General features: G+C 67.1%; 18 protein-coding genes. 13 read left to right on the top strand and 5 right to left on the bottom strand.

Annotated features, from left to right (window positions below):
- The first annotated feature begins 132 nt into the window (after nt 1-132).
- The 8 genes from WFK61_RS25555 (at nt 133) to pcaG (ending at nt 7,616) form a co-directional block, all read left to right on the top strand.
- Nucleotides 133-966: a transporter substrate-binding domain-containing protein gene (locus WFK61_RS25555; protein WP_336814861.1), complete on the top strand. Its 834-nt coding sequence runs from the start codon at nt 133-135 to the stop codon at nt 964-966.
- A 167-nt stretch (nt 967-1,133) separates the two neighbouring features.
- On the top strand, nt 1,134-1,865 hold the full coding sequence (locus tag WFK61_RS25550) for an amino acid ABC transporter ATP-binding protein (RefSeq protein ID WP_336814865.1): 732 nt from the start codon (nt 1,134-1,136) through the stop codon (nt 1,863-1,865).
- Between the two features lie 46 nt (nt 1,866-1,911).
- On the top strand, nt 1,912-2,361 hold the full coding sequence (gene aroQ, locus WFK61_RS25545) for a type II 3-dehydroquinate dehydratase (RefSeq protein ID WP_336814860.1): 450 nt from the start codon (nt 1,912-1,914) through the stop codon (nt 2,359-2,361).
- Nucleotides 2,362-2,372: 11 nt separating this feature from the next.
- On the top strand, nt 2,373-3,437 hold the full coding sequence (locus WFK61_RS25540; protein ID WP_336814859.1) for a Gfo/Idh/MocA family protein: 1,065 nt from the start codon (nt 2,373-2,375) through the stop codon (nt 3,435-3,437).
- Nucleotides 3,434-4,264, top strand: a complete 831-nt coding sequence (locus WFK61_RS25535) for a shikimate dehydrogenase family protein (RefSeq protein ID WP_336814858.1) — start codon at nt 3,434-3,436, stop codon at nt 4,262-4,264. Before WFK61_RS25540 ends, WFK61_RS25535 begins: the two co-directional genes overlap by 4 nt.
- A gap of 14 nt (nt 4,265-4,278) precedes the next feature.
- On the top strand, nt 4,279-6,186 hold the full coding sequence (locus WFK61_RS25530) for a bifunctional sugar phosphate isomerase/epimerase/4-hydroxyphenylpyruvate dioxygenase family protein (RefSeq protein ID WP_336814857.1): 1,908 nt from the start codon (nt 4,279-4,281) through the stop codon (nt 6,184-6,186).
- A gap of 25 nt (nt 6,187-6,211) precedes the next feature.
- A complete protein-coding gene (gene pcaH, locus WFK61_RS25525; protein WP_442896381.1) occupies nt 6,212-6,931 on the top strand; it encodes a protocatechuate 3,4-dioxygenase subunit beta in 720 nt (239 codons plus the stop codon).
- Nucleotides 6,915-7,616: a protocatechuate 3,4-dioxygenase subunit alpha gene (gene pcaG, locus WFK61_RS25520; RefSeq protein WP_336814856.1), complete on the top strand. Its 702-nt coding sequence runs from the start codon at nt 6,915-6,917 to the stop codon at nt 7,614-7,616. Before pcaH ends, pcaG begins: the two co-directional genes overlap by 17 nt.
- A 279-nt stretch (nt 7,617-7,895) precedes the next feature.
- On the opposite strand, the gene mfd is transcribed toward pcaG, so the two are convergent.
- Both mfd and WFK61_RS25510 read right to left on the bottom strand, forming a co-directional pair.
- On the bottom strand, nt 7,896-11,444 hold the full coding sequence (mfd, locus tag WFK61_RS25515; protein WP_336814855.1) for a transcription-repair coupling factor: 3,549 nt from the start codon (nt 11,442-11,444) through the stop codon (nt 7,896-7,898).
- A 161-nt stretch (nt 11,445-11,605) separates the two neighbouring features.
- Nucleotides 11,606-11,902 (bottom strand): FAD assembly factor SdhE, encoded by a 297-nt coding sequence (locus WFK61_RS25510; protein ID WP_199091235.1) that lies wholly within the window; start codon nt 11,900-11,902, stop codon nt 11,606-11,608.
- A 156-nt stretch (nt 11,903-12,058) separates the two neighbouring features.
- On the opposite strand from WFK61_RS25510, the gene recG reads away from it, so the two are divergent.
- Both recG and WFK61_RS25500 read left to right on the top strand, forming a co-directional pair.
- The gene (gene recG, locus WFK61_RS25505) at nt 12,059-14,158 is read left to right on the top strand and encodes an ATP-dependent DNA helicase RecG (protein ID WP_336814854.1); all 2,100 of its coding nucleotides are present in this window, start codon (nt 12,059-12,061) and stop codon (nt 14,156-14,158) included.
- Between the two features lie 123 nt (nt 14,159-14,281).
- Nucleotides 14,282-15,115 carry an AraC family transcriptional regulator gene (locus WFK61_RS25500; protein ID WP_336814853.1) on the top strand — a complete coding sequence of 278 codons (834 nt, stop codon included), beginning with the start codon at nt 14,282-14,284 and terminating at the stop codon, nt 15,113-15,115.
- Here WFK61_RS25500 and WFK61_RS25495 read toward each other — a convergent pair.
- Nucleotides 15,105-15,821 carry a DUF502 domain-containing protein gene (locus tag WFK61_RS25495; protein WP_336814852.1) on the bottom strand — a complete coding sequence of 239 codons (717 nt, stop codon included), beginning with the start codon at nt 15,819-15,821 and terminating at the stop codon, nt 15,105-15,107. The genes WFK61_RS25500 and WFK61_RS25495 overlap by 11 nt on opposite strands.
- Before the next feature lie 130 nt (nt 15,822-15,951).
- Between WFK61_RS25495 and WFK61_RS25490 the strand changes: the two genes are divergently transcribed.
- Nucleotides 15,952-16,338, top strand: coding sequence for a YbaN family protein (locus WFK61_RS25490; RefSeq protein ID WP_336814851.1), 387 nt, complete (start codon nt 15,952-15,954; stop codon nt 16,336-16,338).
- 5 nt (nt 16,339-16,343) lie between these two features.
- On the opposite strand, the gene glmS is transcribed toward WFK61_RS25490, so the two are convergent.
- Both glmS and glmU read right to left on the bottom strand, forming a co-directional pair.
- The gene (gene glmS, locus WFK61_RS25485) at nt 16,344-18,170 is read right to left on the bottom strand and encodes a glutamine--fructose-6-phosphate transaminase (isomerizing) (RefSeq protein WP_336814850.1); all 1,827 of its coding nucleotides are present in this window, start codon (nt 18,168-18,170) and stop codon (nt 16,344-16,346) included.
- 120 nt (nt 18,171-18,290) lie between these two features.
- Nucleotides 18,291-19,658 carry a bifunctional UDP-N-acetylglucosamine diphosphorylase/glucosamine-1-phosphate N-acetyltransferase GlmU gene (gene glmU / locus WFK61_RS25480; RefSeq protein ID WP_336814863.1) on the bottom strand — a complete coding sequence of 456 codons (1,368 nt, stop codon included), beginning with the start codon at nt 19,656-19,658 and terminating at the stop codon, nt 18,291-18,293.
- Between the two features lie 308 nt (nt 19,659-19,966).
- Here glmU and WFK61_RS25475 point away from each other — a divergent pair, with 308 nt between their 5' ends.
- Nucleotides 19,967-21,526: an OpgD/OpgG family glucan biosynthesis protein gene (locus tag WFK61_RS25475; protein WP_336814849.1), complete on the top strand. Its 1,560-nt coding sequence runs from the start codon at nt 19,967-19,969 to the stop codon at nt 21,524-21,526.
- Complete coding sequence (mdoH, locus tag WFK61_RS25470; protein ID WP_442896380.1) at nt 21,514-23,697, top strand: glucans biosynthesis glucosyltransferase MdoH; 2,184 nt, start codon at nt 21,514-21,516, stop codon at nt 23,695-23,697. The genes WFK61_RS25475 and mdoH overlap by 13 nt, the downstream gene beginning before the upstream one ends.
- Nucleotides 23,698-23,824 lie beyond the last annotated feature (127 nt).

The raw sequence follows: 23,824 nt of genomic DNA, 5'->3' as shown, positions 1-23,824 counted from the left end.
GCATCCTCTACTTCCTGCTGTGCTGGCCGCTCTCGCTCTACGGCTCGCATCTGGAACGCCGCATGGCCATCGCCGCGCGCTGACCACCCCGTTCACCGCCTGAACCAACCAAACACGAAGAGGGAGAGAAACATGACGAAGATCAAGACCACCCGCCGCAGCCTGCTCATCGCCGGTGCCGCCGCGCTTGCGATGCCGGCCGTGCTCGGCACCCCTGCCCTTGCGGTCACCCCGGCCGAGATCAAGGCCAAGGGCAAGATCGTCGTCGGCATCCAGGGCGACAACCCGCCGTGGGGTTTCGTCACCAGCGCCGGCAAGCAGGACGGGCTCGACGCCGATATCGCGACGCTCTTCGCCAAGGAACTCGGCGTGCAGGTCGAGTTCGTGCCGCTGGAGGTCAATAACCGCATCCCGGCCCTGACCACCGGCCGCGTCGACGTGCTGTTCGCGACGATGGCGATGCTGCCCGAGCGTGCCAAGGCCGTGCAGTTCTCGAAGCCCTATGTCGCCAACACCATCGTGTTCATCGGCCCGAAGAAGGACAAGATCACCACCAACGAGGACATGGGCCGCTACACGATCGCGGTCGCCAAGGGCGCCGCGCAGGACACGCAGGTGACCAAGAACGCACCCGCCAGCACGACGATCCGTCGCTATGACGGCGATGCGCCCTCGATCCAGGCGCTGGTCTCCGGCCAGGTCCAGGCGATCGGCGGCAATATCTTCTACATGCAGCGCATCGAGCAGGCCCGCCCCGGCGAGTTCGAGAACAAGCTCGAATTCCAGAACCTCTACAACGGCGCCTGCACCCGTCTCGGCGAGAAGGAGATCAACGCCGCGATCAACGCCTTCATCGACAAGATCAAGGCCAATGGCGAGCTGCAGAAGGTCTACGACAAGTGGATGAAGGTGCCGGTGCACAAGTTCCCGGAGAGCCTCGAAGGCATCACCTTCACCGCGAGCTGAGCGTTGGATCGCCGCGCGTCCTACCGGACGCAAAGTGGCGATCCAACTCTTTGTTTTGGCATCAGATTTCTCCGAAAAGTGGAAGCCACTTTTCGGTCCGATGCTGAGAAACGAGGATCAGGGCCATGAACCAGCCAGCCATCCAGAACGCCGCTTCGGCGGACGCCATGATCGCCATGACGCATGTCGAGAAATGGTATGGCGAGTTCCAGGCCCTGACCGACATCAATCTCTCGGTCCGCAAAGGCGAGCGCATCGTGCTTTGCGGGCCGTCAGGCTCGGGCAAATCGACATTGATCCGCTGCATCAATCATCTGGAGAACTACCAGAAGGGCGAGATCAGGGTCGGCGGCACCAGGCTCGGCGATGATGCGAAGACCATCGACGCGGTGCGCCGCGAGGTCGGCATGGTCTTCCAGCATTTCAACCTGTTCCCGCATATGACCGTGCTGGAGAACTGCATGCTGGCGCCGATGCGCTCGCTCGGGGCCAGCAAGGCGGAGGCCGAGGCCACCGCCCGCCAATTGCTCGGCCGCGTGAAGATACTCGAACAGGCCGGGAAATACCCGTCGCAGCTCTCCGGCGGCCAGCAGCAGCGCGTCGCGATCGCGCGGGCGCTCTGCATGAAGCCCAAGGTCATGCTCTTCGACGAGCCGACCTCGGCGCTCGACCCCGAGATGGTCAAGGAGGTCCTCGACACCATGATCGGCCTCGCCGAGGAGGGCATGACCATGATCTGCGTCACCCACGAGATGGGCTTCGCCCGGCAGGTGGCGAACCGCGTCATCTTCATGGCCTCGGGCGCCATCGTCGAGGAGGCCCCGCCCGAGGAGTTCTTCCACAACCCGCGCCACGAGCGGACACGCAAGTTCCTCGGCGAAATCCTCAGCAAGCACTGAAGCAAAGCGTCCGGCATGGCCCGGACGCCTCAACGGAATGCGATCGATGTCCCGCCTCGTCTATGTCCTGAACGGCCCCAATCTGAACCTGCTCGGCAAGCGCCAGCCGCATATCTACGGGCACGAGACCCTGGCCGATGTCGAGCGCGACTGCCGCAAGCTCGCCGAGGAGCTGAAGCTGGAACTGCGCTTCCACCAGTCCAACCGCGAATACGAACTGATCGACTGGATTCACGAGGCGCGCGAGGATGGCGCCGGCATCGTCATCAACCCGGCCGCCTTCACCCATACCTCGGTCGCGCTGCTCGACGCGCTCAACACCTTCGAGGGGCCGGTGATCGAGTGCCATATCTCGCAGGTGCATAAGCGCGAGGCCTTCCGTCATCACTCCTATGTTTCGATGCGTTCGGACGGCGTGATCGCCGGCTTCGGCACGCAAGGCTACCAGCTGGGCTTGAGGCGCATCGCCAGGCTCATCGACGACGCGGCCGCGTGAGGATGACCCCGATGTCTCCGCTGAAGATCGCGGTGATGGGCGCCGGTCTGATCGGCAAGCGCCATGCCGCCCATGTCCGGGCCGAGCCCGGCGCCGCCCTGTCGGCGATCATCGACCCCGCTCCGGCCGGCAAGGCTTTTGCCGAGGAGATCGGTGTCGCCTGGTATCCCGGTTTCGACGCCCTCCCCGCCGCCGAGAAGCCGGATGGCGTCATCGTCGCGACGCCGAACCAGCTTCATGTCGCCAACGGGCTGGAGCTGGTCGCGGCCGGCGTGCCGATGCTGGTCGAGAAGCCGCTGGCGGACAGCGTCGACAGCGCCCGCAGGCTCGTCCAAGCCGCCGAGGCGGCGGGCGTGCCGCTCCTCGTCGGCCACCACCGCCGCCACAACCCGATGATCCGGAAGGCGCGCGAGGCGATCGATGCCGGCCGGCTCGGCCGCATCCTGACCCTCAACGGCCAGTTCTGGCTGGTGAAGCCGGATGATTATTTCGACATCGACTGGCGCCGGCAGGAAGGCGCGGGCCCGATCCTGATCAACCTGATCCACGATATCGATCTGTTCCGCTATCTCTGCGGCGAGATCGTCGGGGTTCAGGCGCTGAGTTCGAACGCCGTGCGCGGCAACCCGGCCGAAGAGACCGCCGTCGCCATCCTGCGTTTCGCCAATGGCGCGCTCGGCACGGTCAGTGCCTCCGACACCGTCGTCGCGCCCTGGAGCTGGGAACTGACGACCGGCGAGAACCCCGCTTATCCGCGCCAGGATCAGTCCTGCTACCAGATCGGCGGCACGCATGGTTCGCTGACCATTCCCGCGCTCGAACTCTGGAGCCACAGCGACAGACGCGGCTGGTGGGAGCCGCTCAAGCGCGAGCGCATCCCCTTCGTGCCCGAAGACCCGTTGCAGGCGCAGATCCGGCACTTCTGCGCGGTGATCCGCGGCGAGGAGGCTCCTCTCGTCTCCGGCCGCGAAGGCCTGGCGACGCTCGCCGTCATCGAGGCGGTGAAGCGGGCGGCGCGCAGCGGCGCTCCGGTCGAGATCGCCCCGGAGCCGGCCCCAGTGAGGGCCGGCGCATGATCAAGGGCACGACACGATTGATCGGCCATCTCGGCTATCCGACCGAGAGCTTCAAGGCGCCGATGATCTACAACCCCTATTTCCAGCGCGAGGGGATCGATGCCGTCGTCGTGCCGATGGGCTGCCGCAGCGAGGACTATCCCGATTTCCTGAAGCTGTTCTTCCGCCTGTCCAATGCGCACGGCGCGCTGGTGACGATGCCGCATAAGGTCACCACGACCGGGCTCGTCGACGTGCTCTCGCCGACCGCCGCTATCGCCGGTGCCTGCAATGCCGTGCGGCTCGAAGCCGATGGACGGCTCAGCGGCGACATGTTCGACGGCGAGGGCTTCGTGCGCGGCGTTCTGCGCAAGGGGCACAAGCTCGCCGGCGCCCGCGCGCTCGTCGTCGGCGCCGGCGGCGTCGGCTCGGCGATCGCCGCCTCGCTGGCCAAGGCCGGTGTCGCCGAGCTTGGCCTGTTCGACAGGCAGGCATATGCAGCCGGGGAATTGGGGCAGCGGTTGACGGCGCATTACCCTGCCCTGCGCGTCACCACAGGCTCGAACGACCCCGACGGATTCGACATCGTCGTCAACGCGACGCCGCTCGGCATGAAGCCCGGCGATCCCCTGCCGGTCGACATCTCCCGCCTGCCCGCTTCCGCCTTCGTCGGCGAGGTCGTGATGGCGCAGGAGATCACGCCCTTCCTAGCTGCGGCCCGCGCACGCGGCTGCGCCGTGCAGGTCGGCACCGACATGCTGTTCGAGCAGATTCCTGCCTATCTTGAATTCTTCGGCCTGCCCTCGACCACGGCCGAGGATTTGCGCGCCGTCGCCAAGCTGGCCTGAGAGGAGGCACTCCCGTGATTCCATCGATCGCCACCGTCTGCGTCTCCGGCACGCTTCAGGAAAAGCTAGAGGCCATCGCCGCCGCCGGCTTCAAGGCCGTTGAAATCTTCGAGAACGACCTGATCGCCTTCCCCGGCTCGCCGACGGAAGTCCGGCGCATCTGCGCCGATCTCGGCCTGACCATCGTGACTTGCCAGCCCTTCCGCGATTTCGAGGGCATGCCGGAGGGGCGCCGCCAGCGCGTCTTCGACCGGGCCGAGCGCAAGTTCGATCTCTTGCAGGAATTGGGCACGGACCTGCTCTTCGTCTGCTCCAGCGTCTCGCCGGAAGCCCTGCCGGGCATCGACAGGCTCGCCGCCGATTTCGCCGAGCTTGGCGAGCGAGCCGGACGGCGGGGCCTGCGCGTCGGCTACGAGGCGCTGGCCTGGGGGCGGCATGTCTTCGATTACCGCGACGCCTGGGAGATCGTGCGCCGCGCCAACCGGCGGGAAGTCGGGATCGTGCTCGATTCCTTCCATATCCTGGCGCGCGGGCTCGACCTCGCGGCGATCGGCACGATCCCGCGCGACAAGATCGAGATGGTGCAGATGGCCGATGCGCCGCTCCTGCAGATGGACCCGCTCTCCTGGAGCCGGCACTGGCGCTGCCTGCCGGGCCAGGGCGACCTCAACCTTTCCGGATTCATGCGCGCACTGGCCGCAACCGGCTATGACGGCGTGCTCTCGCTCGAAATCTTCAACGACCGCTTCCGGGCCGGCTCGGCCCGCTCGGTCGCGCTCGACGGCCACCGCTCGCTGATCTGGCTGCTCGACGAAACCACAAGGCAGGTCGGCAAGCCGGTGCCCGGCGCGGTGCCGATGCCGCCGCCGGCCCCGGTCGAAGCGGTCGAGTTCATCGAGTTCACGGTGTCGGAGGCCGAGCGGCCCGGCTTCGAGCGATTGCTGCGGGCGCTCGGCTTCGCACGCGCCGGCGCGCATCGCTCCAAGGATGTCGACCTCTGGAAACAGGGCGATATCCGCATCGTCCTGAACAGCGAGGCCGACGGCTTCGCCCATAGCTATCAGATCACTCACGGCACCTCAGTTTGCGCGCTCGCCTTGCGCGTGCCGGATGCGCAGGCCGCGATCGCGCGCGCCAAGGCCCTGCTCGACGTGCCTCATGCCGGCGCGATCGGGCCGGACGAGCTCGACATCCCGGCCGTGCGCGGGCTTGGCGGCAGCCTGCTCTATTTCCTCGACCAGGCCTCGTCGCTCGGCCGCTGGGCCGAGGTCGATTTCGAGGCAACCGGCGAAGCCCCGGACGATGCCGGGCTGACCGGCGTCGATCATGTCTCCCAGAGCATGCAGTACGAGGAGATGCTGACCTGGCTTTTGTTCTATTCCTCGCTGTTCGAGACGCGGAAGACGCCGAGCCAGGCCGTGCTCGATCCCGGCGGCGTGGTCCAGAGCCAGGTCATCGAAAGCGGCCTCGACGGCAGGAACGGCCACGGTCTCAGGCTCATCCTCAACGGCTCGCAGAGCCACCGCACGCTCTCGGCCCGCTTCATCACCGATTTCTTCGGCTCCGGCGTGCAGCACATCGCCTTCGCGACCGACGACATCGCCGCGACCGTCCGGCGGCTGGCTGCCAATGGCGTCGCCATGCTACCCATCCCCGAGAACTACTATGACGACCTCGAAGCCCGCTCGGACCTGACGGGCGAGGAGATCGACGCGATGAAGGCGCTGAACATCCTCTATGACAGCGATGTCGGCGGCGCGTTCCGGCAGGCCTATACCCAGACGCTGGATGGCGGGCTGTTCTTCGAGATCGTCCAGCGTGACGACTATGCCGGCTACGGCGCCGCCAATGCCGGCATCCGGCTCACCGCGCAATCAAGGCTCGCGCGCCCGATCAGCGTTCCCGCACCGAGCCATGGCTAAGAGCCTCTAAGGAGAGAGAAGCCGCATGAGCAGCCTGATCCTTCCCTATTCGGGGCTCGATGTCGGACAGCCGGCCTCGCTCTCTCCGGATTACCGCTCGACCGTGGCGCGCAGCCCGCGCCAGGCCCCGATCGCGATCCCGCAGACGCTGACCGAGGTGACCGGGCCGACCGACTGGTCGCGCCTGATGGGCCCGGCGATGGCCGACCTCACGACGCAGCACAAGGCCGAGCCGCAGGGCCAGCGCATCGTCGTCACCGGCCGCGTGCTCGACGAGCAAGCCCACCCCGTGCCGAACACCGTCGTCGAGATCTGGCAGGCCAATGCCGCCGGCCGCTACATCCACGCCAAGGACGACTGGCCGGCGCCGCTCGATCCGAATTTCACCGGCGTCGGCCGCGTGATCACCGACGAGCAGGGCCGCTACCGCTATGTCACGATCCGGCCCGGTGCCTATCCCTGGGGCAACCACAAGAACGCCTGGCGCCCGGCCCATATCCATCTCTCGCTGCTCGGCCCGGCCTTCGCGACGCGGCTGGTCACGCAGATGTATTTCCCCGACGATCCGCTGATCGAGATCGACCCGATCGCGAATGCCGTGCCGATGCCCTATCGCCAGCGCATGGTCTCGCGCTTCGATATCGGCACCACCGAGCCGAACTGGGCGCTGGGCTATGTCTTCGACATCGTGCTCAAGGGCCGCGACCAGACGCCGTTCGAGGACGACCATGACGACGACCACTGATCTGGAATCCCGCAACGCGGCGCCGCGACAGGACAGCCAGGACCCGTCGATCTTCGGGCAGACGCCGTGGCAGACGGTCGGCCCCTATTTCCATTACGGCCTGCCCTGGAAAGGCGGCGCCGATCTCGTTGGCCGATCCGACATGGGCGCCCGGCCCGACCTGATGCCGCCGGAGCACTTCCTGCTCTCGGGCTCGAATGTCTCAGGTCAACCCGAGGGTGAGGTCATCGCGCTTGCCGGCTACGTCTACGACGCCGACGGCAAGCCGATCGAGGATGCGATGATCGAGATCTGGCAGGCGAACGCGAACGGCCGTTATGCCAGCCCGGACGACGATCGCGCGGATGTGGCACTCGACCGGCATTTCGTCGGCTTCGGCCGCGCCTCGACCGACAAGCACGGCGTCTACCGCTTCCGCACGATCCGCCCCGGCCGCGTGCCCGGCCCCGGCAACAGCCTGCAGGCGCCGCATATCGCGCTCTCGGTCTTCGGTCGCGGCCTGCTCAAGCGCCTGCCAACCCGGCTCTATTTCGCCGATGGCGAGGGCAACGAAACCGACCCGATCCTCGCGCTCGTGCCGGAAGTACGCCGTCACACCCTGATCGCCCAGCGCAAGCCGGACGGGACATGGTGGCTCGACATCAATCTCGCCGGCGAGAACGAGACGGTGTTCTTCGATCTGTAAGACACTCACCTGCTTTGCCGTGAGGCGCGGTCGTCATTCCGGGGCATGGCGCAGCCATGAGCCCGGAACCCATGAACACAGCGCTGTTCCAGCTATCGTCATGCTCGCTCTTGTGGCGAGCATCCACGTCTTGAACACGACGTTTGCCCAACGAAGACGTGGATGGTCGGGACAGGCCCGACCATGACAGCACATGTCGTGTTCATGGGTTCCGGGCTCGCCGCTACGCAGCGCCCCGGAATGACGGGGTGGTTTCAGCCCTAGCTTGAAGCACTCGCTTCAGGCCGCCTTCTTCCGTTCCGCGATCCGCGCCAGATCGGTCAGCAAACGGCGCGTTGCCTTCAGGCGCTGCTCGACCGTGTCGAAATCGTCGATGAAGACGACGCGCATGTCGGGGCGCACCTTGGCCAGCGTACCCTGCTTGGCGACGAAGCTGACCAGCCCTTCCGGATTGGCGAATTCGTTGTTGCGGAAGGCGACGATGATGCCCTTCGGCCCAGCCTCGACCTTCTCGACATTGGCGCGCTTGCAGAGCGCCTTGATCGCGACGATCTCCAGGAGCTGGTTGACCTCCTCCGGCAGCGGGCCGAAGCGGTCGACCAGCTCGGCGCCGAAGGATTGCAGTTCGGCATCGTCGTCCATGGTCGAGAGGCGCTTGTAGAGGGTGAGCCTCAGCGTCAGGTCGGCGACATAGTGCTCGGGGATCATGACGGGCGCGCCGACCTGGATCGCCGGCGACCATTGCGTCTCGGTCTCGAACTCGATGCCGGCCTTCAGCGCCGCCACCGCCTCCTCCAGCATCTGCTGGTAGAGCTCGTAGCCGACTTCCTTGATATGGCCGGACTGCTCGTCGCCGAGCAGGTTGCCGGCGCCGCGGATATCGAGATCGTGGCTGGCGAGCTGGAAGCCGGCGCCGAGCGTATCGAGCGATTGCAGAACCTTGAGCCGCTTGTCGGCCTGCTCAGTCAGCTTGCGGTTGGCCGGCACGGTGAAGAGCGCATAGGCGCGCGTCTTCGAACGACCGACGCGACCGCGCAGCTGATAGAGCTGGGCGAGGCCGAACATGTCGGCGCGATGGACGATCAGCGTGTTCGCGGTCGGGATATCGAGGCCCGACTCGACGATCGTGGTCGAGAGCAGGATGTCGTACTGGCCCTCGTAGAAGGCCGTCATCACGTCTTCCAGCGTGCCGGCCGCCATCTGGCCATGGGCGATGCCGACCTTGCACTCCGGCACCTGCTTGTCGAGGAAGTCCTTGACGTCGGCGATGTCCTCGATGCGCGGCACGACATAGAAGCTGCGCCCACCGCGATAGCGCTCGCGCAGCAGCGCCTCGCGCACGATCAGCGGGTCGAAGGGCGTGACGAAGGTGCGCACCGCCAGGCGGTCGACCGGCGGGGTCGCGATGATCGAAAGCTCGCGCACGCCGGTCATGGCGAGCTGGAGCGTGCGCGGGATCGGCGTCGCCGAGAGCGTCAGCATATGCACCTCGGCGCGCAATTCCTTCAGCTTCTCCTTATGGGCGACGCCGAAATGCTGCTCCTCGTCGACGATGACGAGGCCGAGATCCTTGAAGTCGACGCCCTTGCCGAGCAGCGCATGCGTGCCGACGACGATATCCATCGTGCCGTCCCGCGCGCCCTGCTTCACCGCCTTGAGATCGGCCGAGCCGACGAAGCGCGAGGCCTGACCGACATGGACCGGCAAGCCGGCAAAGCGATCCGCGAAGTTGCGATAATGCTGGCGCGCCAGCAGCGTCGTCGGCACCACGACCGCGACCTGCTTGCCGTTCAGCGCCGCGGCGAAGGCAGCGCGCAGCGCGACCTCCGTCTTGCCGAAGCCGACATCGCCGCAGACGAGCCGGTCCATCGGCCGGCCGGCGGCGAGATCGTCGAGCACCGCATCGATGGTGTTCTGCTGGTCCTCCGTCTCCTCATAGGGGAAGCGGGCGCAGAACTCGTCATAGACGCCGGCGGGCGGGATCAGGCGCGGCGCATCCTTGAGCGCGCGGGCTGCCGCGATCTGGATGAGCTTGCCGGCCATCTCGCGGATGCGCTGCTTGAGCTTGGCCTTGCGCGCCTGCCAGCCACCGCCGCCGAGTCGGTCGAGCTGGACCTCGGTGTCCTCCGAGCCGTAGCGCGACAGAAGCTCGATATTCTCGACCGGCAGGAACAGCTTGGAATCGCCGGCATAATGGATCTCGAGGCAGTCATGCGGCGCGCCGGCCGCCGTGATCGTCTGCAGGCCGATGAAGCGGCCGATGCCGTGGTCGACATGGACGACGAGATCGCCCGGCGCGAGCGACGACAGTTCGGCAATGAAGTCCTGCGGGCGCTTGGTCTTGCGGCGCGGGCGGACGAGACGATCGCCCAGAATATCCTGCTCGCCGATGACCGCGAGGCGCCCGGCCTCGAAGCCGGTCTCGAAGCCCCAGACCGCGAGCGCGATCGTGCCGGGCTTGAGATCGAAAGCGGCGCGCAGAGAGCCCGTGAGCTGCGTGCTCTTCAGGCCATGGTCGGCGAGCACATGCGCCAGGCGCTCGCGCGAACCCTCCGACCAGGCGGCGAGGATGACGCGCTTGCCCTCGGCCTCCAGCGCCTTCACATGCGCCACGGCGGCATCGAACACGCCGCCGGCATCGGCGGTGCGCTCGGCCGCGAAGCTGCGGCCCTGCTTGCCGCCGAGATCGAGGATCAGCTTGCCTTCGCTCTCGGGCAGCTGGAACGGCGTCAGGCTGGCGACGCCGGAGATATCCATCACCGCACGCCAGTCGGCCGGCGAGAGATAGAGCGCGTCCGGCTGCAACGGCTTGTAGGGAATGCCGCCGCCCCCGCCCTGCTCCAGCGCGGCCTTGCGGGCGTCGTAATAGTCCTTGATCAGGCTGATGCGTTCGCCGACCGCATCCTCGGCCTGATGGTCGAGCACCAGCGGAACGTCCGGCAGATAGGTGAAGAGCGTGTCGAGCTTCTCCGCCAGCAGCGGCAGCCAATGCTCCAGACCAGCCGGGCGGCGGCCTTCGCTGACGGCCTCATAGAGCGTGTCGTCGCGGCCCGGCGTGCCGAAGGTCGAGATGTAGGACTGGCGGAAGCGGCGGATGCTCTCGCTCGTCATCTGCGCCTCGGACATCGGCACGAGATCGAGCCCGCGCAACTGTCCGGTGGTGCGCTGCGTCTCCGGATCGAAGGTACGGATCGATTCCAGCGTGTCGCCGAAGAAGTCGAGCCGGATCGGCGCCGGCATGCCCGGCGGGAACAGGTCGACGATACCGCCGCGCACCGCGAATTCGCCGGTTTCGCGCACGGTCGAGGTGCGCAAATAGCCGTTGATGTCGAGCCAGCGCGCCAGCTCCTCGATATCGACCATGTTGCCGGGTGCGGCCGAGAAGCTCTCCGACGCCACCTTACCGAAAGCGGGCACGCGCTGGAGCGCGGCATTGACGGTGGTGAGCAGCAGGCGCGGCCGCTCGCCCGACTTCGTCTTGGCGAGGCGCGACAGCGTCGTCATCCGGTGCGCCACGATGGCCGGCGCGGGAGAGACACGGTCATAAGGCTGGCAGTCCCAGGCCGGGAAGCTCATCACCTCCAGATCAGGGGCAACGAATTGCAGCGCATTCTCAAGCACCTGCAGGCGCTGGCCGTCACGCGCGATGAAGACGAGCAGCGCCGGTCCCTCGGCCTTCTTGGCGCGGGCGCGGGTCAGGTCGGCCAGCACAACGGCATCGAAACCATCCGGCACGCCGGCAAGCGTCGGCTTGTCACCGCGGTTCAGCGCATCGAGCAGGCGGTCGAGCTGCGGCTTGGCGATCTGGCTGGGAGGAGGAATGCTCATCGAAGTCGTCGTTTTCTCAATTACCTAAGGTCATCCCGGACAAGCCGCGAAGCGGCGCCGATCCGGGATCCATGCCTGAACCTCTATCGGCAGCGTTCCGGAATGGATCCCGGGTCTACGCTTCGCTACGCCCGGGGTGACAGCGCGCACTTCATCAGTACTCACACATGAATCGGCTTGTCGTGATGGTGGAACGCCCGAAGCTTGCGGAACAGCTCCGTGTCGTAGTTCTCCGGCACGGGCGCCTCTCCGGTCACCCAGCTCAGCAGGTCCCGGTCCAACACCTCGATCAGGCGCTCGAACTCGTCGAGCTCGGCATCGCTGAAGCCGGCGATCGCGTCGTCGGCGAAGCGACCCATGATCAGGTCCATCTCGCGCATGCCGCGATGCCAGGCGCGGAACAGGATCTTGCGGCGGCGCGGGTCGAGATCGGCGCTGGAGCGGGTCGAGCCGGACATGGGAACCTCGGGCAAAAACCTTGGGGGATGGCGCAATGATCATGGGGCCGGCCCCGTCGCGGAGCCTGCCTGAGCAGGCTATATAGCGACGCAACCCGGCGAAGTCAGCGGCGAAGCGGCCGCGATCTTCGCGCTCCTGACAATTGCCGAGACGTCTTGCGCCCCTCGATCCTCGATCCGCTCTTCGCCCCCGTCACGACGCTGTCCGGCGTCGGGCCCAAGCTCGGCAAGGTGCTGGACAAGTTTCTCGGCGACGAGACGAGGCCCGCGCGCGTCGTCGACCTGATGTTCCAGCTCCCGACCGGCGCGGTCGACCGGCGGCCGAGCCCCTCGATCGCCGATACCCCGATCGGCGATGTCGCGACCTTCACCGCCCGTGTCAGCGAGCATCGCGCCGCGCCGGCCGGCAAGAAGGCACCCTATCGCATCATCGTCGAGGACGAGACCGGCGACGTCACGCTCGTCTTCTTCCACGCCGATTCCCGGCATCTGGCGCAGACCCTGCCGATCGGCGCCTATCGCCTGATCTCGGGCAAGCTCGAACTCTGGGAGGGCATGCGCCAGATGGTGCATCCCGAGCGTATCCTCGATCCCAAGCTCGCGGCGACATTGCCGGCCTTCGAGCCGGTCTATCCGCTGACCGAAGGCATCGGCCAGCGCATGATGATGCGGACCGTGCAGGCGGCGGCGGAGCGCTGCCCGGAGATGCCGGAATGGCAGGACCCGGCCTTTCTTGCCAAGAGCGATTTCCCTTCGTTCCATCAGGCGGTCGAAGCGTTGCATCACCCGGTCGATCGCAAGGCGGCCGAAGGCGATACGGTCGCGCGCCGCCGCATCGGCTATGACGAATTGCTCGCAAGCCAGATCGCGCTCGCGCTCGTGCGCCGCCAGCAGAAGAAGATCGCCGGGCGCGCCACCACCGGCGATGGGGGGGTGCGCTTCCGCATCCAGTCCGCCCTGCCCTTCGAATTGACCGAAGGCCAGCGCAAGGCGATCGCCGATATCCATTCCGACATGGCCAAGCCGGAAAAGATGCTGCGGCTGCTGCAAGGCGATGTCGGCTCGGGCAAGACCGTGGTCGCGCTGATGGCCATGGCCGCCGCCGCCGAGGCGGGACGGCAATCGGTCCTGATGGCGCCAACCGAGATTCTCGCCCGCCAGCACGCCGAGAGGCTCGCGCCACTGGCCGAGAAGGCCGGGCTCAAGCTCGCCCTGCTGACCGGGCGCGAAAAGGGCGCCGGTCGCAAGCAGGTGCTCAGCGGTCTGGCCGACGGCTCGATCGACATCGCGGTCGGCACGCATGCGCTGTTCCAGGAGGGCGTCGCCTTCCATGATCTCGCGCTCGCCGTGGTCGATGAGCAGCACCGTTTCGGCGTGCACCAGCGCCTGCTGCTCGGCTCCAAGGGCGAGGCGGTGGACGTGCTGGTCATGACCGCGACGCCGATCCCGCGCACGCTGGCGCTGACCTGGTTCGGCGATATGGATGTCTCGATTCTCTCGGAGAAACCGGCGGGCCGGAAGCCGATCGTCACCCGCGCCGTCTCCTCCGAGCGCTATGACGAGGTCGTCGGCGCCATCGGCCGGGCGGTCGAAAGCGGCGCGCAGGCCTATTGGGTCTGCCCGCTCGTGCAGGAATCAGACACGCTCGACGTCGCCGCCGCGCAGGAACGCTACGAGGCGCTGCGAGAAATCTTCGGCGACAAGGTCGGCCTGCTGCATGGCCAGATGCCCGGCCGCGAGAAGGATGCCGCCATGGCAGCCTTCGTCGCCGGCGAAACCCGCATCCTCGTCTCGACCACGGTGATCGAGGTCGGCGTCGACGTGCCCAATGCCAGTGTCATGGTGATCGAGCATGCCGAGCGCTTCGGCCTCGCCCAGCTCCATCAGCTCCGCGGCCGCATCGGACGTGGGCAAGCCGCCTCGACCTGCTTGCTGCTCTACAAGGGGCCGCTCGGGCCGGTCGCCGAGGCTCGTCTCACGATCATGCGCGAGACCGAGGACGGCTTCCGCATCGCCGAGGAGGACTTGCGGCTGCGCGGCGAGGGCGAGGTGCTCGGCACCAAGCAGTCGGGCTCGCCCGACTGGCGCATCGCCCGCCCCGAGATCGACGGCGACCTGCTGGCGGCAGCACGCGACGATGCGCGCCTCCTGATCGAGCGCGATCCGCATCTGGAGACGCCGCGCGGCCAGGCGATCCGCGTTCTCCTCTACCTGTTCGAACGCGACGTCGCGATCCGGCTGCTGCGGGCGGGCTGATCGCTGCTGTCACGGCTTCGTCGCCCGGCGCCTAGCAATGGCGCTCTGGCGCTGCCAGGAGCAATCCCGATCAAGCGAGCCCTCGCTTGGTCGTCCACTCTCGCGCCACTTCGTGGAGAGACCATGGACCCGGTCAAGGCAGCCATCTGGTGCATCGAGAGCCGCTTCACCGCCGAGCTCACGCTCGACGAGATCGCCGAGGTCAGCGGCGTCTCTCGCTTCCATCTCAGCCGGGCCTTCGGTGCGGCGACCGGCCGTTCGGTGATGCGCTATGTGCGCGAGCGCCGTTTGTCGGAAGCGGCGCGCCAGCTCGCTGATGGAGCGCCCGATATCCTCTCGGTCGCGCTCGACTGGGGCTATGGCTCCCACGAAGCCTTCACCCGCGCCTTTCGCGAGCAGTTCGGCCTCACGCCGGAAGAACTGCGCGCCCGGCGCGACCTCTCATCGCTCGCCCTCGTGGAGTCGCTCAACATGCATGACATCACCCCCGCCCCCATCGCCGAGCCGCGCATCGTCACCGGCAAGCCCATGCTCATCGCCGGTTTCAGCGGCCATTTCTCGATGGACAAGACTCAGGGCATCCCGCTGCTCTGGCAGAAGATCGTCCCGCATTTCGGCCATATCCCCGGCCAGCGCGGCTATGTCGCCTATGGCGCGAGCTATAATTGCGACGATAGCGGCGCCTTCGACTATATCGCCGGCGCCGAAGTCTCGTCCTTCAGTGACCTCACCGACGAGTTCGCGCGATTGAGCGTGCCGGAGCAGCTCTATGCCGTCTTCGAGCACAAGGGCCATATCACCGGCATCGCCCAGACCTACAAGGCGATCTGGCAGGATTGGTTCCCGAAATCAGGCCGCGAGCCCGAGATGGGCGTCACACTGGAGCGCATGGACGAGCGCTTCGACGGCGCGACGGGCAACGGAGTGGTCGAGATCTGGGTGCCGCTCAAGCGCTGACCGGCGGCTTGATCTCGATCTTCGGCTTGCCGTTCTGTTCGCCGGGCTGGATCAGCCCGGCCGACATGATGAGCTTCGCGCCATCCTCGACCGAGATCGAGAGTTCGACGACCTCGCGCCGCGGCAGGTAGAAGAAGAATCCCGTGGTCGGGTTCGGCGTGCAGGGCAGGAAGACGCCGATCTGCTCTTCCCCCTCAGGCAGGCGCCCGGCGATCTCGGGCGCCGCTTCCTGCGCGATGAAGACGATCGACCACATGCCCGGCTGCGGGAACTGCACCATCCCGACCTTCCGGAACGAGGTACCGGACTGCGAGAAGATCGTCTCGAAGACCTGCTTCACGCCCTTGTAGAGGCTGCGCACGACCGGCATCCGGTCGAGGATCGCCTCGCCCGCGTTGAGGAGCGAGCGCCCGACCAGATTGGCGGTGAGGAAGCCGAGCAGCGTCAGCCCGACCAGCGCGATGACGAGCCCGAACCCCGGGATCGGATAGGGCAGATAGGAATCGGGCAGGTAGGAATTCGGGATGAGCGGCTTCACCAGCCCGTCGATGAAATTGATGAACCACCACGTCACCGAGGCCGTGATGGCGAGCGGCGCGGCGATGACCAGTCCTGTCAGGAAATAGCGGCGCAACCGTGCCCCCCATGTCGGGCGCAGGATTTCCGTCGGCAGGACGAGGCGCGGATCGGGCGGCCCGGCAGTCATCGTTTCTCCCAAAACACCGGCGCGACCTCCAGCCTGCTTGCAGCCGCGAGCGCGGGCCGCGATATGACACGATAAGCGAGGCAGCGCCATCCGCCAGTCCCCGCAGGCGAACGCAAGCAAGGATGAGGCCGTGAGCGAGGACGATCAGCCGCGACGCCGATGGCCGCGGCCGCTGCTGTTCGCCATGGGCTGGGTGTTCACGGCGCTCGGGGTGATCGGGCTGATCCTGCCGCTGATGCCCGGCACGATCTTCCTGATCGCCGCGGCCTGGTGCTTCTCGCAATCCTCGCCGCGTTTCGAAGCCTGGCTGCTGGGCCATCCGCGGCTCGGGCCGCATGTCCTGCGCTGGCGCGAGACCGGCGCCATCGCCCGGCGCGCGAAGTATCTCGCCTGCGGCTCGATGGTCCTGAGCTTCGCCCTGCTGACGCAAACGAGCGCGCCGCCGATCGCTCTCGCGACGGCGGCGCTATGCCTGATCGGCGCGGGCCTCTACGTGGCGAGCCGGCCCGAAGCCTGAGCCGCTCACTCCACCGTGACGGATTTCGCCAGATTGCGCGGCTGGTCGACGTCCTTGCCCATGAAAACCGCCGTCTGATAGGCGATCATCTGGATCGGCAGGGCATAGACGATCGGCGCGAAGGTCGGGTCCATGTCCGGCAGGATGATCGTCGCCTCCGGCTCGATGCCGCACTCGGCGGCACCCTTGGCATCGGTGACGAGGATGATCCGGCCGCCGCGCGCCGCGACCTCCTGCATGTTGGAGGCGGTCTTCTCGAACAGCGCATCATAGGGCGCGACGACGATGACCGGCATGTCCTCGTCGATCAGCGCGATCGGCCCGTGCTTCAGCTCGCCCGCCGGATAACCTTCGGCGTGGATATAGCTGATTTCCTTGAGCTTCAAGGCACCTTCGAGCGCGAGCGGATAGCTCGTGCCACGGCCGAGATAGAGCACGTCCTTGGCGCGCGAGAGCTTGTGCGAAAGCTGCTCGATCTGCGGTTCGAGCTGGAGCGCGCGCGCCATCAGCCCCGGCAGCGAGATCAGATGCTGCACATGATCGGCCTCGTCCTCGGCCGAGAGCGTGCCGCGGGCGCGGGCTGCGGCGAGCGCGAGCGATGCGAAGACCGCAAGCTGGCAGACGAAGGCCTTGGTCGAGGCGACGCCGATCTCCGGGCCGGCGAGCGTCTGCGCGACGGCATCGCTCTCGCGGGCAATCGTCGAGGTCGGCACGTTGACCACCGAGAGGATGACCTGCCCGTTCTGGCGGGCATAGCGCAAACCGGCCAGCGTGTCGGCGGTTTCGCCGGACTGCGAGACGAAGAGCGCCAGGCCCTGGTCCGGCAGCGGCGCCTCGCGGTAGCGGAACTCGGAGGCGACGTCGATCTCGACCGGCAGGCGCGCCAGCTTCTCGAACCAGTATTTCGCGATCAAGCCGGCATAATAGGAGGTGCCGCAGGCGCTGATCGTCAGCCGCGACAGACCCTTCCAGTCGATCTGGTCGCCGAAGGGCAGGCGCACCTTGCCGTTGGCCATGTCGAGATATTGCGTCAGCGTGTGGCCGACGACCTCGGGCTGCTCGTAGATCTCCTTGGCCATGAAGTGGCGGTGATTGCCCTTCTCGACCAGGAAGGCGCCGGCGGCGACGCGCTGGGCGCGGCGCTCGACCTGCTTGTTGGTCTTATCGTAGAAGGTCGCGCCGCGGCGGTGGAGCACGACCCAGTCGCCCTCCTCCAGATAGGCGATGAGATTGGTGAACGGCGCGAGCGCCAGCGCGTCCGAGCCAAGATACATCTCGCCGTCGCCGACACCCACCGCCAGCGGCGAGCCCTTGCGGGCGCCGATCAGCAGGTCGTCCTCGCCCTGGAACAGGAAGGCGAGCGCGAAGGCGCCGTGCAGGCGCGGCAGGCTGGCCGCCACCGCATCGACCGGGCTCTTGCCGCGGTCGAGCTCGCGGGTGACGAGATGGGCGACGATCTCGGTATCGGTCTCCGTCTCGAAGACGTAGCCATCGGCCTGGAGCTCGGCACGCAGGTCGCGGAAATTCTCGATGATGCCGTTATGGACGACCGCGAGCTTCGGCGTCGCATGCGGATGGGCATTGGTCTCGTTGGGCTTGCCATGGGTGGCCCAGCGGGTATGGCCGATGCCGATCAGGCCTTCGAGCGGCTCGTTCGACAGGCGGATCTCGAGGTTCTTGAGCTTGCCCTCGGCGCGGCGGCGGGTGAGCTGGCCGGCTTCCAGCGTCGCGACGCCGGCGGAATCGTAGCCGCGATATTCAAGCCGCCGCAGGGCCTCGACGACCTGCGTCGCCACTGCTTCCTTGCCCAGAATCCCGACGATGCCGCACATGGGCGAACCCCTCAAGCCGTTGCTGTCGGCAAAGCGCATAGCCGCGATCGGCGCGCATGCCCAATCAATCTAGATGACGAACTGTGAACGGCGGATGGCCCGGTCCGCCGCGATTCGAGGCTATTCGGCCGCCTTTTTGGCCGCTTTCCTGGCAGCGGCGGCAGCGCGGAAGGTCGGTGCCCAGCCTTCCTTCTCGACCTGCCGGCCGCGGCCGATCGCGAGCGCATCGGGCGCGACATCGCTGGTGATGACCGAGCCGGAGCCGACATAGGCGCCCTCGCCGATCGTCACCGGCGCGACCAGCGAGGAGTTCGAGCCGACGAAGGCATTGGCGCCGATCGTCGTCTTCGCCTTGTTGAAGCCGTCATAGTTGCAGGTGACCGTGCCGGCGCCGATATTCGCGGCCGCGCCGACCGAGGCATCGCCGATATAGGTGAGGTGGTTGACCTTGGCGCCGGGCCCGATATCGGCCGCCTTCACCTCGACGAAATTGCCGACCTTGGCCTTCGCGCCAAGCTTCGCGCCCGGCCGCAGGCGGCCATAGGGGCCGACGCTGGCGTCTGCGCCGACGCTGGCGCCTTCGAGATGCGAAAAAGCGTGGATCACCGCGCCATCGTCGACGCGCACGCCGGGTCCGAAGACGACGTTCGGCTCGATCACGACATCACGGCCGATCTGGGTGTCATAGCTGAAGAAGACGGTCTCGGGCGCGACCAGCGTCGCGCCCCCGAGCATGACCGCAAGCCGCTTGCGCCGCTGGAAATCCGCCTCCACGGCGGCGAGCTGGGCGCGGTCATTGACGCCCTGGACCTCGCTTTCGGGCGCCCGCAGCGCGACGGCGGCGAGCCCGCGCTTGCGTGCGACTTCGACGGCATCGGTGAGATAGAATTCACCCTGGGCGTTGTTGCTGCCGATCGCCTCCAGAATCGAGAGGGCATGCTCGCCGGCAAGCGCCATCAGCCCGGCATTGCAGAGCGTGATCGCGCGCTGTTCCGGCGTCGCGTCCTTGTGTTCGACGATCGCCTCGAGGCGCCCGTCCTTCTCGACGAAACGGCCATAGCCTGTCGGGTCCTTTGCCTCGAAGCCGAGCGCGACGACGGCCGCGCCGCCGGCCAATGCCTGGCGCAGTGCCGAGAAGGTCTCCGGACGCACGAGCGGCGTGTCGCCGAAGGCGATGATGACGTCGTCATGGCCGGCCGCGATGGCGGCCTTCGCCGCGAGCGCGGCATGGGCCGTGCCCCGGCGCTCGTGTTGGATCGCGATCTGGGCATGCGGAAGCTGCTGGCGCGCCGCCTCGCCGACTTCGGGACGCTCCGAGGAAATGACGACGGCCACCGCATCGGCGCCAGCCTCCGAGACCGCCGCGAGCGCATGGCCAAGCAGCGACCGCCCGGCCACCGCATGAAGCACCTTTGGCCCCCGCGATTTCATGCGGGTGCCCTCTCCGGCGGCCAGGACGACCGCGAGGCAGGATCGGGCCGGCTGCATTTCGGTCATGTTTCTCGTTTCCCTTGCAGGCATGGTCGAACCACCGCCCGCGCATCAGATTCGCATTCACGCATGCTGGCGTTGCAGGCGCCGTGGATAGCCGATCCGCGTGCCTTTTGCCAAAGTTCAATCGCGGCGGAAGGCGGCTTTGGCAGGCGGCTGTCCCACCGGTCTGGCGCCGGCTCCATTTCGAAGGATCGCACCATCCGAAAGGCGTGCATCTTCCCGATCGGAAAGGCTTTTCAGGCGAACTGGAAATGCTCTAGAAGCGCGAGGGGCGAGGGCGTCGCCCGCGTAGTTTGGATCCCATGTCGAAACCCTTGAATCGTAGGCAGTTTCTGGAAGGCGCCGCAGGTGGCGCGGCTCTGCTCTCGCTGGCCGGCCCGGCCGCGGCGCAGGCCCCGACCGGCGCAGCGTCCTTCAACATCCCCACCCTCCTGGACGGACAGCGTTTCGACCCGGCTCTGGTGGTCGATGCGGCGCGGACCCTGGCCCAGCGCCCGCTGATTCCGATGGCCACCAACGACCTGCCGGAGGGCTACACCACCCTCCCCGCCGATCAGTATGCGGGCATCCGCATGCAGCCGGGCGCGACGGTCTGGGCCGGCGAGAATCGCGGCTTCACGGTCGAGCCGCTGCATCGCGGCTACGTCTTCTCGAATCCGGTCAGCCTGTTCACGATCGAGGATGGCACGGTGCGCCGCATCGGCTTCGATCGCAGCAAGTTCGATTACGGGCGCGTCGCGCCGCCGCAGGGCAATGCCGACCTGCAATTCTCCGGCATGCGGATCGCGGCCGGGCTGGAGCGCCCCTTCGAGGTCGCGGTCTTCCAGGGCGGCACCTTCTTCCGTGCCCTCGCACGCGGCCAGAATTTCGGCGCGATGTCGCGCGCCCTGATCCTGCGGCCCGGCGAGACGCGCGGCGAGGAACTGCCCTTCTTCCGGGCTTTCTGGATCGAACGGCCGAGCCCCGCGGTCGGCTCGCTGGTCATCCACGGCCTGCTCGATTCGGAAAGCGTCGCCGGCGCCGTTCGCATGACGCTGCGCCCGGGCGACGTCACCTTCATCGATGTCGAGATGACGCTGTTTGCGCGGCAGGCGCTGGACCATGTCGGCTTCGGCTGCACCAGCGCGACCTTCCTGTCCGGCCCGCAGAGCCGGCGCGTCTTCGACGACGTCAGACCGTCGATCGGCGAGGTCTCCGGCGTGCAGATGCAGTCGGGCGCCGGAGAGTGGATCTACCGGCCGGTCAACAATCCTGCGACCCTGCAGGTCTCCTCCTTCGTCGACGAGAATCCCAAGGGCTTCGGCCTCGTCCAACGCGAGCGCGACCCCGCCGCCTTCCAGGACGACGATCAGCGCTTCGAGCTCAGGCCCAGCGTCTGGAACGAGCCGCTCGGCGATTGGAGCGCGGGCTCGGTCCAGCTGATCGAGATACCCAGCGATTCCGAGGTCAACAAGAACATCATCACCTATTGGCGTCCGAAGCAGCCGCTGGCGGCCGGCAGCGAGACCTCGCTAAGCTATCGTCAGGCGTGGTGCTGGCAGCCGCCGGAGCGCCCGCCGCTCGCGCTCGCCACCCGCACGCGCCAGGGCAAGGGCTCGCAGGGGCGCCGCCGGCGCTTCGTCATCGACTTCACCGGCGACAAGCTTGCCGACGCTGCCCTCGTCGCCTCGACGCGTGCGACGATCACGGCCCAGCCCGGCGCCGTGCACAATGTCCGCCTCTGGCCTTATCCGGAGCGCAAGCTGATGCGCGTCGGCTTCGAGGTCGATCCCGGCAACGATAATCTCTCCGAGCTCCGGCTCGTCCTGCAATCGGGCGGTCAGCCCGTCTCTGAGACCTGGTTGAATCGATGGACCTGGTAACGGCAGCTCGCCGCGACGCCATGGAAACGGAACAGCGCAGCTATAGCGCCGCTCGCGAGCCGGCGACGCCGCCGGAAGAGCCGCTCGTCATGCCCGTGCAGTCCTTCCGGAGCTGGAAGGCCTCGGATCGCCGCGCCCCGGCCGATCCGCGCAACTGGAAGACGCCCTGGCTGAAGCGCCTCTTCGTCTTCGGCGGCGGGCTTGCCCTCACCGCCTTCGGCGCCTGGGAAATGTACAATGTCGTGTCGGTCAGCCGCACGACCTCGCTGCAGTACGCCTTGCTCGTGCTGTTCACGATCAACTTCTCGTGGATCGCGCTCGCCTTCACCAGCGCGCTGCTCGGTTTCTTCGGCGTGCTCTTCGGCGCCGGCAAGGCGGATCGGGCGGAGACGCTGAAGCATCGCACCGTCGTGGTGATGCCGATCTACAACGAGTCCTCGGCGCGCATCTTCGCGGCCGTGGCGGCGATCCGTGAATCGGTCGAGGCGACGGGGCTCGGCGACCATTTCGACTATTTCATCGTCTCCGACACCACCAACCCGGATGTCTGGGTGGCGGAGGAGCGCGCCTTCCTGGCGCTGCGCGAGCGGCTCGGCCCAAATTCGCGCGTCTATTATCGCCACCGGCCGAAGAACCATCACCGCAAGGCCGGTAATATCGCCGATTTCGTCACGCGCTGGGGCGGGCTTTACGAGCACATGGTCGTGCTCGACGCCGACAGCCTGATGACCGGCACCTGCATCGTGCGCCTCGCCGCCGCGATGGAGAACGATCCCGATGCCGGCATCATCCAGTCGCTGCCGCTGATCATCAACCGCAACACCTTCTTCGCGCGGCTGCAGCAATTCGCGGCGCGGGTCTACGGCCCGGTCATCGCCACCGGTCTCGCCATGTGGTCCGGCCGCGACGGCAATTACTGGGGCCATAACGCGATCATCCGCACCAAGGCCTTCGCCGATCATTGCGGCCTGCCGGACCTGAAGGGCAAGCCGCCCTTCGGCGGCCATGTGCTGAGCCACGATTTCGTCGAGGCCGCGCTGATCCGCCGCGCCGGCTGGTCGGTCTACATGCTGCCGGACCTGACGGGTTCCTATGAAGAAAGCCCGCCCTCGCTGATCGACATCTCGGTGCGCGACCGGCGCTGGTGCCAGGGCAATCTCCAGCACTCGCGGATCATGGGCGGCAAGGGCTTCGTCATGCCGACGCGCCAGCATTTCGCCACCGGCATCATGGGCTATCTCGCCTCGCCGCTCTGGCTGATGCAGCTCGTGGTCGGCATCCTGATCGTGCTGCAGGTCAACTACGCGCGGCCCGAGTACTTCACGCAGGAATTCACGCTCTTCCCGGTCTGGCCGCGCTTCGATCCCGAGCGCGCCTTGCGCCTGTTCGCGATCACCATGGGCATCCTGCTGGCGCCGAAGCTGTTCGGCCTGCTGCTGACCCTGTTCAACACCAAGCTGCGGCAGGCCGGCGGCGGCGCGATCCGCCTGATCGTCTCGGCGCTGATCGAGGTCCTGTTCTCGGCCTTCTTCGCGCCGATCATGATGCTGATCCAGTCCGGCTCGGTCTTCCAGATCCTGCTCGGCCGCGACACCGGCTGGAACCCGCAGCGGCGCGATGACGGCTCGATACCGCTGAAGGACATCATCCGCCGGCACCGGACCCATACCGTGCTCGGCGTCGTGACCGGCCTCTCGGCCTTCATGATCGCGACCTCGCTCTTCGCCTGGATGTCGCCGACGATCGTCGGCCTCGTGCTGGCGATCCCGCTGTCATGGGCCTCGGGCCAGCTCGCGATCGGCCTCTGGCTCAAGCGCCACAAGCTCCTGCTCACGCCGGAGGAAGGCGCTCCGCCCGCGATCGCGACGCGCGCCAACGAGTTGCAGGCCGAATTCGAGAAGGCCGGCTACGACGATGCCGACGGCATCAAGGCGCTGCATGGCGATGCGGAACTGCGCCACGCCCACGAGCTGATGCTGCCCTATGGCCAGTCGCGCCGGCGCGGCGAGATCGAGCCCGACCGCGCCGTGGCGCAGGCCAAGCTCGTCGATGCCGAGACGGTCGACGACGCTGCGATCTGGCTGAAGCCGAAGGAGCGCATGGTCGTGCTGCACGACCGCGCCCTGATCGGGTTACTCGCCTCGCTGCCGCCGGTCGAGGCGAAGGGCTGAGGCCGCTCCGGCCCAGAACCACCCTTGTCATCAACTCAGTATTTAGCGTCTCTGAGCCTTGCGTTTGCGACGACGATGATGCGTCGCATGATGGCGACGATAGCGACGATTGGCTTTTTCTGGCGCT

This window comes from Allobosea sp. MMO-172, assembly GCF_037147855.1.
In the GTDB taxonomy this organism is placed as follows: Bacteria; Pseudomonadota; Alphaproteobacteria; order Rhizobiales; family Beijerinckiaceae; genus Allobosea.
The sequence above is the reverse complement of the archived record's forward strand: the minus strand, read 5'-3'. Positions and strand labels throughout refer to the sequence as shown.